Raw genomic sequence first — 9058 nt, forward strand, 5'->3', positions numbered from 1 at the left:
TGTCCCCCGGATCGGGGCCCCTACCCCTTCCGCCGCCTGATCGTGTTGCCGAGCCACACCAGCGGGTCGTACTTCCGGTCCACGACCCGCTCCTTCAGCGGGATCAGCGCGTTGTCGGTGATCCGGATGGACTCCGGGCACACCTCCGTACAGCACTTGGTGATGTTGCAGTAGCCGAGCCCGTGCTCCTCCTGCGCGCTCCGCCGCCGGTCGATCCCCGCTTCCTCCGCCGCGTCCAGCGGGTGCATGTCGAGCTCCGCGACCCGCATGAGGAAGCGGGGTCCGGCGAAAGACTCCTTGTTCTCCTCGTGGTCGCGCACCACATGGCAGGTGTCCTGGCACAGGAAGCACTCGATGCACTTCCTGAACTCCTGCGAGCGGTCCACGTCCTCCTGCCGCATCCGGTACTCGCCCGGCCCGACCCCGGGCGGCGGCACGAAGGCCGGGATCTCCCGGGCCTTCGCGTAGTTGAAGGAGACGTCCGTGACCAGGTCGCGGACGATCGGGAAGGCCCGCATCGGGGTCACGGTGATCACCTCGTCCCGCGAGAAGACCGACATCCGGGTCATGCAGAGCAGCCGGGGCCGGCCGTTGATCTCGGCCGAGCACGAACCGCACTTGCCCGCCTTGCAGTTCCAGCGCACGGCGAGGTCCGGCGCCTGGGTGGCCTGGAGGCGGTGGACGACGTCGAGGACGACCTCCCCGTCGTGCACCTCGACCGTGTAGTCGGTCAGTTCGCCGCCGTCGGTGTCGCCCCGCCACACCCGGAACCGCGCATCGTACGTACTCATCGGCCCAGCTCCCCTTCAAGCTCCGCGTCCGCGAGGTACTTGGCCAGCTCCTCCTGCTCGAAGAGGGCGAGCAGGTCCGCCCGGATCGGCTCGGTACGGACGCGTTCGAGCCCGATGCCCTCGCCCTCGGCGTGGCACAGCAGGTTCACCGGGCGCCACTCCCGCACCATCGCGGGGTGGTCCTCCCGGGTGTGCCCGCCCCGGGACTCGGTGCGCTCCAGGGCGGCCCGGGCCACGCACTCCCCGACGAGGAGCATGTTCCGCAGGTCGAGGGCGAGGTGCCAGCCCGGGTTGAACTGCCGGTGTCCCTCGACGGCGATCCGGCGGGCCCGCTCCCGCAGGGCGGCGATCCGCTCCAGGGCCTCGGCCATCTCGCCCTCCCGCCGGATGATCCCGACGAGGTCGTTCATCGTCTGCTGGAGTTCCTGGTGGAGCGTGTACGGGTTCTCCGGCGCTCCGCCCGACGGTCCGCCGAAGGGTGCCAGCGCCTCCGCCGCCGCGGCCTCGACGTCGTCCGCCACGACCGTGGAGCCGGCCCCGGACATCGCGTACTGCGCGGCGTAGAGCCCTGCCCGCCGCCCGAAGACGAGGAGGTCGGAGAGCGAGTTGCCGCCGAGCCGGTTGGAGCCGTGCATGCCGCCCGCCACCTCGCCGGCCGCGAAGAGCCCCGGCACACCGACGGTGGCCGCCGTCTCGGAGTCGACGGCCACGCCGCCCATCACGTAGTGGCAGGTCGGTCCGACCTCCATGGCCTCCGCCGTGATGTCGACGTCGGCCAGCTCCTTGAACTGGTGGTACATCGAGGGGAGCCGCCGCCGGATCACCTCCGCCGGCATCCGCGTCGACACGTCGAGGAACACCCCGCCGTGCGGGGAGCCCCGGCCCTCCTTCACCTCGGAGTTGATGGCCCGCGCCACCTCGTCGCGGGGCAGCAGCTCGGGCGGGCGCCGGTTGTTGTCCGGGTCCTCGTACCAGCGGTCGCCCTCCTCCTCCGTCTGCGCGTACTTCTCCTTGAAGACGTCGGGGACGTAGTCGAACATGAACCGTCGGCCCTCGGAGTTCCGCAGCACCCCGCCGTCGCCGCGTACGGACTCGGTGACGAGGATCCCCTTCACCGAGGGCGGCCAGACCATGCCGGTCGGATGGAACTGCACGAACTCCATGTTCACCAGCGGCGCGCCCGCGAGCAGGGCCAGCGCGTGGCCGTCGCCCGTGTACTCCCAGGAGTTCGAGGTGACCTTGAAGGACTTGCCGATGCCGCCGGTCGCGAGGACGACCGAGGGCGCCTCCAGGACGAGGAAGCGGCCGCTCTCGCGCTCGTAACAGAAGACCCCGGCGACCTGGCCGTCCGCGCCCTTGAGGATCCGGGTGACGGTGAACTCCTGGAGGACCTTCAGCCGGGCCTCGTGGTCGCCGGTCTCGCGGTGGTCCTCCTGCTGGAGGCCGACGATCCGCTGCTGGAGGGTCCGGATGAGTTCGAGCCCGGTCCGGTCGCCGACGTGCGCGAGCCGGGGGTACTCGTGCCCGCCGAAGTTGCGCTGCGAGATCCGGCCGTCCGGGGTCCGGTCGAAGAGCGCGCCCCAGGTCTCCAGCTCCCAGACCCGGTCCGGGGCCTCCTGGGCGTGCAGCTCGGCCATCCGCCACTGGTTGAGGAACTTCCCGCCGCGCATGGTGTCGCGGAAGTGCGTCTTCCAGTCGTCGTGCTCGTTGGCGTTGGCCATGGAGGCGGCGATCCCGCCCTCGGCCATGACGGTGTGGGCCTTGCCGAAGAGGGATTTGCAGATCACGGCGGTACGCGCGCCCGCCCGGCGCGCCTCGATGGCGGCCCGCAGCCCGGCCCCGCCGGCACCGACCACCACCACGTCCCACTGCTGTCGTTCCACCACTGCCATCTCAGAAGAACCTCACGTCGGAAGAACTCACGTCAGAAGAACCTCGGGTCGTCGAAGGTGCCGGTCGCGAGCAGGTACACGTACAGGTCGCACACGGCGACGCTGATCAGCGAGGCCCACGCGAGCTGCATGTGCCGCCGGTTCAGCCGTCCGGTCCAGGTCCACAGCCGGTACCGGACGGGGTGCTTCGAGAAGTGCCGCAGCCGGCCGCCGACGATGTGCCGGCAGGAGTGGCAGGACAGGGTGTACGCCCAGATGAGCGCGATGTTCACGAGGAAGATCAGCGTCCCGAGCCCCGCGTGCCCCCAGGCGTACGAGTCGTCGCGGAAGGTCAGCACGGTGTCGTACGTGAGGATGCCGGCGACCGGCACCGCCGCGTAGAAGAAGTACCGGTGGAGGTTCTGCAGGAGCAGCGGGAAGCGGGTCTCGCCCGTGTACGTCCGGTGGGGCTCGGCGACCGCGCAGGCCGGGGGAGACGCCCAGAAGCCCCGGTAGTACGCCTTGCGGTAGTAGTAGCAGGTCAGCCGGAAGCCGAGCGGGAAGATCAGGATCAGCAGGGCGGGGGAGAGGCCCCACCAGCTGCCGAAGATCTCCCAGTTCGGCCCGCCCTTCATGGGGACGCAGTTCGACGCCAGGCAGGGCGAGTAGAACGGCGAGACGTAGGGGGCCGCGTAGTAGTCGGCGGCGGCGAAGGCCCGCCACGTCGAGTACGCGACGAAGGCGAGCAGTCCGGCGGCGGTGGCGGCCGGCGAGAGCCACCACCGGTCGGTCCGTAGATGGCGGGCGGCGATGGCGGCGCGCCCCGGGGAGCGCACCCCCGTCCCGGACCCGGGCGGTTCCGTACCTGTGGCCAACAGGCCCTCCTGCGGTCGGTTGCCGGTACGTCCTCAGGCCCGCGTGGCGCGGGGTGCGTGGCGCGAGCGCGTGGCACAAGGCGCGCGGCGGTCTAGGGAGCGTGGCGGTCGCGTGCTCCCAGTCCCTCGTCGTCCGTGTCCGTCCACAGCCCGCTGTCGTACGGGGCGTCGGGGATGGTCACCAGGTTTTCGGCGCGTCCGGCGGCCGGTGCCGGGGCCGCGCCCCGCTCGGCCGTGACGGTTCGCTCCAGCTGTCCGACGGTGCGGACCAGCTCTTCGAGGCAGCGCTTGACGGCCGCCAGATCGTCCTGAACGGACATGGGTTGCCCTCACTTCCGCGAGCGGCTTCCGCAGGAGTGTCGCGCGTCACATCCCCCTTGGGAAGCCATGTGCACGGGTTTCCACTCGTCCGGAGCGGCCGGTGTCGGGGTCGTTGGGCCGCACGAGTGGGGTTTCCCGGACGTGCCGCCGTGTCGCCGTGGCCGGATCCGCTCCGTCCTTTTCAGTGTATGAGCAATAGGTCTGATCATCTCCAAATGGCATAAATCTGGACGAAGGGGTACAAGTCATGTCCCAGTTCGGCGCCCCTCGCGGGAGGACATGCTCCAGGAGCCCCCGCTCCCGCACGCTCCGCTCCGTCGCCACCCTCACCAGTGCGGTCCTCGCCGTCACCGTGCTCGCCGGCTGCAGCTCCGACGGGACCGAAGAGGCCCCGGCCGCCGCGCAGGACAACGCCCCCGCGGCGCGCGACAAGGTGGCCGACGGCGGCACCCTCCGCTGGGCCGTCGACGCGCTGCCCACCACCCTGAACAGCTTCCAGGCCGACGCCGACGGCACCACCGCCCGGATCGCCGGGGCCGTGCTCCCCTCCCTCTACACGCTCGACGGGCGGGGCCGGCCGCAGCTGAACCCGGACTACCTGGAGTCCGCGCAGGTCGTCGAGACCGAGCCCAAGCAGGTCGTCCTCTACAAGCTCCACCAGCAGGCGGTGTGGAGCGACGGGCGCGAGATCGGGGCCCCCGACTTCGTGGCCCAGTGGCGGGCGCTGAGCGGCCGCGACACCGCGTACTGGACCGCCCGCAACTCCGGCTACGAGCGGATCGAGAAGATCGAGCGGGGCAAGAACGACCTGGAGGTACGGGTCACCTTCGCCAAGCCCTACGCCGACTGGCAGTCCCTCTTCACCCCGCTCTACCCCAAGCAGGTCATGGGGTCCCCGAACGCCTTCAACGACGGGGCGCGCACCACCCTCAAGGCCACTGCAGGACCGTTCCTGCTGAAGTCGATCGACCACAAGAGCGGCGACGTCACCCTGGCCCGCAACCCCCGCTGGTGGGGGCAGTCCGCCAAGCTCGACAGCCTCGTCCTCAAGGCCGTCCCCCGAGCCGACCGAGGCGCCGCCCTCGCCGCCGACAAGCTCGACCTGGCCGAGATCGATCGCTCCACGGCCGAGCGGATCACCCTCGCCCTCCGGGACGCCCGCGCCGGCAGGAACGGCGCGCAGGCGGCCCTCGCCCACGGCCCCGGCTCGGCGATCGCCCCCTCCAAGGCCCTGAAGTCCTGGGCCCTCGCCCACGGCTCCGACGAGAAGAAGGCGGAGGAGGTCCAGGCCGCCCGCCAGACGAACCAGAAGGCCGTCACCCGGTACGCGACCGAGCAGGACGCCCTCGCCGGCTTCGTCGTCCGCAAGTCCCTGGAGCCCGCCTACACCCAGCTCTCGCTGAACGGCGAGTCCGGCGCGCTCGCCGACGAGCGGGTACGCCGGGCCGTGGCCCGCGCCATCGACCGCCAGGAACTGGCCGAGTCCGTACTCAAGCCCCTCGGCCTCCCGGCGACGCCCCCCGGCAGCCACCTGGCCCTCGCCGGGCAGGCGGCGTACGCGGACAGCAGCGACGCCCTCGGCGACCAGGACACCAAGGAGGCGCGGGCGCTCCTCGCCGACGCGGGCTGGGTCCCGGGCGGGGCGGTGAAGAAGCCGGCCGGCGCGAACGACGGCACCGAGGCCGGCAGCGAGGCGGAGAAGGCCAAGGAGACAAGCAAGGAGAAGGCCAAGGAGGAGAACAAGGAGAAGGCCGGCGCGAAGGCCGACGGCTCCTCCACCGACTCCAAGAAGAAGGCGGACACCGCGTCCGACGAAGGCCTCTACATCGTGGGCGACGACAAGCCGGGCGCCCGCAGAGCCCTCCCCGCCCCCGTCATCGGCGCCGCCGGCCCCGAGAACGGCACCAACATCCTCACCTCGGCCCCCGCCGCCGCCCGCCAGAGCGCGGCGCTCCTCGCCCGGGCCGAGGCGCTCGACACCGGCACCGGCCCCGGCCGTGCCGCCCACTCGGTCACCAAGCCGGACCGGGGAGTCGCCGGGGCCTACGCCCCGCTCGGCACCGCGGCCCCCGTGACCGCGCCCGAGGCGGCCCAGGTCCTCGGCAAGGACGGCAAGGCGCTCAGCCTCCGCTTCGTCCTGCCCTCCGGGCCCGGCTCGGAGGCGCTGCGCGCCGTCGGCGACCGGATCGTCCGGATGCTCGACGCGGTGGGGATCCGTACGCAGGTCACCAAGGTCGCGGACGACAGCTTCTTCAAGGACCACGTCGCTGCGGGCGACTACGACCTGGCGCTGTACTCCTGGCCGGCCTCCGCCTTCCCGGCGACCGACGCCCGGCCCATCTTCGCCAAGCCGGAGCCCGCCTCGGACGGCTCGCTCCTGGTCGAGCAGAACTACTCGCGGGTCGGCACCGACCGCATCGACCAGCTCTTCGACCAGGCGGCCGGCACCCTCGACGAGGAGGAGGCCCGCGATCTCGTCCGCCAGGCGGACGCCCGGATCTGGGCGGCGGCCGGTTCCATTCCCCTCTACCAGCGTCCGCAGCTGGTCGCGGCGAAGGCGGAGATCGTGAACGCGGGGGCCTGGGGCCTCGCCGCTCCCCGCTACCAGGACATCGGCTTCAAGAAGGCCGAATCCTCCAAGGGAGCAGAGCGAAACCGCTGAAAGCTCCAAAGCCCGCCGAAACCGCTGGCCGCAACCTCAGAAGCAGCTCAAAATCCTTGCCCGCCGGTGATCCCGGCGGGCAGGATCGCGTCGGCCGCTTGACCCGGCCAGTCCGCTGTCACACCGCAGTCGCACCACAGCAGCACCGCATCTCCCGCGTGCCCGGAGCGTCCCCAGCGCGACCGGGCACATGCCGAAACCCCCCAGTAGACCCTCTCGGATCCGGGCGGGGAAGCCCCTTGCGCGGCTGCCCCGTACCATAGGACATAGCCGTGGCGCGTCCGCCCGGCGGGCGTACGAGGAACTGACGCCGCATCCCACGATCCGAGAGAAGCGCAAGCACCCATGCCCACGCGCCACGACATCCGTAACGTCGCCATCGTCGCCCACGTCGACCATGGCAAGACGACCATCGTCGACGCCATGCTCAAGCAGGCCGGTGCCTTCGCCGCCCACCAGCAGCTCGACGACCGCATGATGGACTCGAACGACCTGGAGCGTGAGAAGGGCATCACGATCCTCGCCAAGAACACGGCGGTGAAGTATCACCCCAAGGACGGCGGGGCCCCGATCACGATCAACATCATCGACACCCCGGGCCACGCCGACTTCGGTGGCGAGGTCGAGCGCGGTCTCTCGATGGTGGACGCGGTCGTCCTCCTCGTGGACGCCTCCGAGGGTCCGCTCCCGCAGACCCGCTTCGTGCTGCGCAAGGCCCTGCAGCAGCGCAAGCCCGTCATCCTCTGCATCAACAAGACGGACCGCCCGGACTCCCGGATCGACGAGGTCGTCAACGAGACCTACGACCTCTTCCTCGACCTGGACGCGGACGAGGACCAGATCGAGTTCCCGATCGTCTACGCCTGCGGCCGTGACGGCGTCGCCTCGCTGACCAAGCCGGAGAACGGCACCGTTCCCGCGGACAGCGACAACCTGGAGCCGTTCTTCTCCGCCATCCTGGAGCACGTCCCGGCCCCGGTGTACGACGAGGAGGCCCCGCTCCAGGCGCACGTCACCAACCTGGACGCCGACAACTTCCTCGGCCGTATCGCGCTCCTCCGCGTCGAGCAGGGCGAGCTGCGCAAGGGCCAGACGGTCGCGTGGATCAAGCGGGACGGCACGATCTCCAACGTCCGCATCACCGAGCTGATGATGACCGAGGCGCTCACCCGCAAGCCGGCCGAGGTCGCGGGCCCCGGTGACATCTGCGCCGTCGCCGGTATCCCGGACATCATGATCGGCGAGACCCTGGCCGACCCGGAGAACCCGATCGCGCTGCCGCTGATCACGGTCGACCAGCCGGCCATCTCCATGACCATCGGCACCAACACCTCGCCGCTCGTCGGCCGCGGTGGCACGGGCAAGGGCGCGGACGCCAAGTCCGCGGTCAAGCAGCGCAAGGTCACCGCCCGCCAGGTCAAGGACCGTCTGGACCGCGAGCTGATCGGTAACGTCTCGCTCCGCGTCCTCGACACCGAGCGTCCCGACGCCTGGGAGGTCCAGGGCCGTGGTGAGCTCGCGCTCGCCATCCTGGTCGAGCAGATGCGCCGCGAGGGCTTCGAGCTGACCATCGGCAAGCCGCAGGTCGTCACCAAGGAGGTCGACGGCAAGACGCACGAGCCCGTCGAGCGCCTCACGGTCGACGTGCCCGAGGAGCACATGGGCGCCGTCACGCAGCTCATGGGTGTCCGCAAGGGCCGCATGGACAACATGTCGAACCACGGCTCCGGCTGGGTCCGCATGGAGTTCGTCGTTCCGTCCCGTGGCCTCATCGGCTTCCGTACGGAGTTCCTGACCAACACCCGCGGTACGGGCATCGCCCACTCGATCCACGAGGGTCACGAGCCGTGGTTCGGCACCCTGACGACCCGCAACAACGGTTCGCTGGTCGCCGACCGCGCCGGTGCCGTCACCGCCTTCGCGATGACGAACCTCCAGGAGCGCGGCGTCCTGTTCACCGACCCCGGCACCGAGGTGTACGAGGGCATGATCGTCGGCGAGAACTCCCGCTCCGACGACATGGACGTGAACATCACCAAGGAGAAGAAGCTCACCAACATGCGCTCCTCCTCGGCCGACTCCTTCGAGGCGATCGTCCCGCCGCGGAAGCTCTCCCTGGAGCAGTCCCTGGAGTTCTGCCGCGACGACGAGTGCGTCGAGGTGACCCCGGAGGCCGTGCGTATCCGCAAGGTGATCCTGGACCAGAACGCGCGTGGTCGTGCGTCTTCCCGCGCCAAGAACGGCTGAGTAAGGTCGCATACGGCCAGGAGCGGCGGGGTAGATCATCGACCTGTGATCTTCGCCGCTCCCGCCTGACATAGCGTCAGCACCAGAGCCCGGACCCCCACAGACACCTGTGGGGGTCCGGGCTTTTCGTCAAGTTCAGTCAACTCGATTTCGGAAGCCGAGTGTCCGTATATCGGCCATCGCTCTCCGGTACGTGTGTTAACGGTCCGTTTCGGGGGTGTCTGTCTGTGCTCAGTTTGTCCGGATTTCGGTATCCGGGGCCTTGGTGATGTTGTCAAAACGAGACCACTT

At 70.3% G+C, this 9058-nt stretch carries 6 protein-coding genes; 2 read left to right on the plus strand and 4 right to left on the minus strand.

Annotated features, from left to right (window positions below; genetic code table 11):
- Positions 1-20: 20 nt before the first annotated feature.
- The 4 genes from SGA01_RS37505 to SGA01_RS37520 form a co-directional block, all read right to left on the minus strand.
- A complete protein-coding gene (locus SGA01_RS37505; RefSeq protein ID WP_141302634.1) occupies positions 21-791 on the minus strand; it encodes a succinate dehydrogenase/fumarate reductase iron-sulfur subunit in 771 nt (256 codons plus the stop codon).
- Positions 788-2683: a fumarate reductase/succinate dehydrogenase flavoprotein subunit gene (locus SGA01_RS37510; protein WP_141302636.1), complete on the minus strand. Its 1896-nt coding sequence runs from the start codon at positions 2681-2683 to the stop codon at positions 788-790. Before SGA01_RS37510 ends, SGA01_RS37505 begins: the two co-directional genes overlap by 4 nt.
- A gap of 32 nt (positions 2684-2715) precedes the next feature.
- Positions 2716-3537 (minus strand): succinate dehydrogenase subunit SdhC, encoded by an 822-nt coding sequence (gene sdhC, locus SGA01_RS37515; RefSeq protein WP_141302638.1) that lies wholly within the window; start codon positions 3535-3537, stop codon positions 2716-2718.
- A 92-nt stretch (positions 3538-3629) separates the two neighbouring features.
- On the minus strand, positions 3630-3857 hold the full coding sequence (locus SGA01_RS37520; protein ID WP_141302640.1) for an Rv0250c family protein: 228 nt from the start codon (positions 3855-3857) through the stop codon (positions 3630-3632).
- A 248-nt stretch (positions 3858-4105) separates the two neighbouring features.
- Between SGA01_RS37520 and SGA01_RS37525 the strand changes: the two genes are divergently transcribed.
- Together SGA01_RS37525 and typA are read left to right on the plus strand one after the other, a co-directional pair.
- Positions 4106-6520: an ABC transporter family substrate-binding protein gene (locus tag SGA01_RS37525; protein WP_141302642.1), complete on the plus strand. Its 2415-nt coding sequence runs from the start codon at positions 4106-4108 to the stop codon at positions 6518-6520.
- A 345-nt stretch (positions 6521-6865) separates the two neighbouring features.
- Positions 6866-8767 carry a translational GTPase TypA gene (gene typA / locus SGA01_RS37530; protein ID WP_055641510.1) on the plus strand — a complete coding sequence of 634 codons (1902 nt, stop codon included), beginning with the start codon at positions 6866-6868 and terminating at the stop codon, positions 8765-8767.
- The last annotated feature ends 291 nt before the right edge of the window (positions 8768-9058 follow it).

The organism is Streptomyces gardneri (assembly GCF_006539185.1).
Lineage (GTDB): Bacteria > Actinomycetota > Actinomycetes > Streptomycetales > Streptomycetaceae > Streptomyces > Streptomyces gardneri.

What these genes read in the sequence shown, in the direction of transcription:
- SGA01_RS37505 (WP_141302634.1), bottom strand. Translation starts at nt 791, where the DNA reads ATGAGTACGTACGATGCGCGGTTCCGGGTGTGGCGGGGCGACACCGAC.
- SGA01_RS37510 (WP_141302636.1), bottom strand. Translation starts at nt 2,683, where the DNA reads ATGGCAGTGGTGGAACGACAGCAGTGGGACGTGGTGGTGGTCGGTGCC.
- SGA01_RS37520 (WP_141302640.1), bottom strand. Translation starts at nt 3,857, where the DNA reads ATGTCCGTTCAGGACGATCTGGCGGCCGTCAAGCGCTGCCTCGAAGAG.
- SGA01_RS37525 (WP_141302642.1), top strand. Translation starts at nt 4,106, where the DNA reads ATGTCCCAGTTCGGCGCCCCTCGCGGGAGGACATGCTCCAGGAGCCCC.
- typA (WP_055641510.1), top strand. Translation starts at nt 6,866, where the DNA reads ATGCCCACGCGCCACGACATCCGTAACGTCGCCATCGTCGCCCACGTC.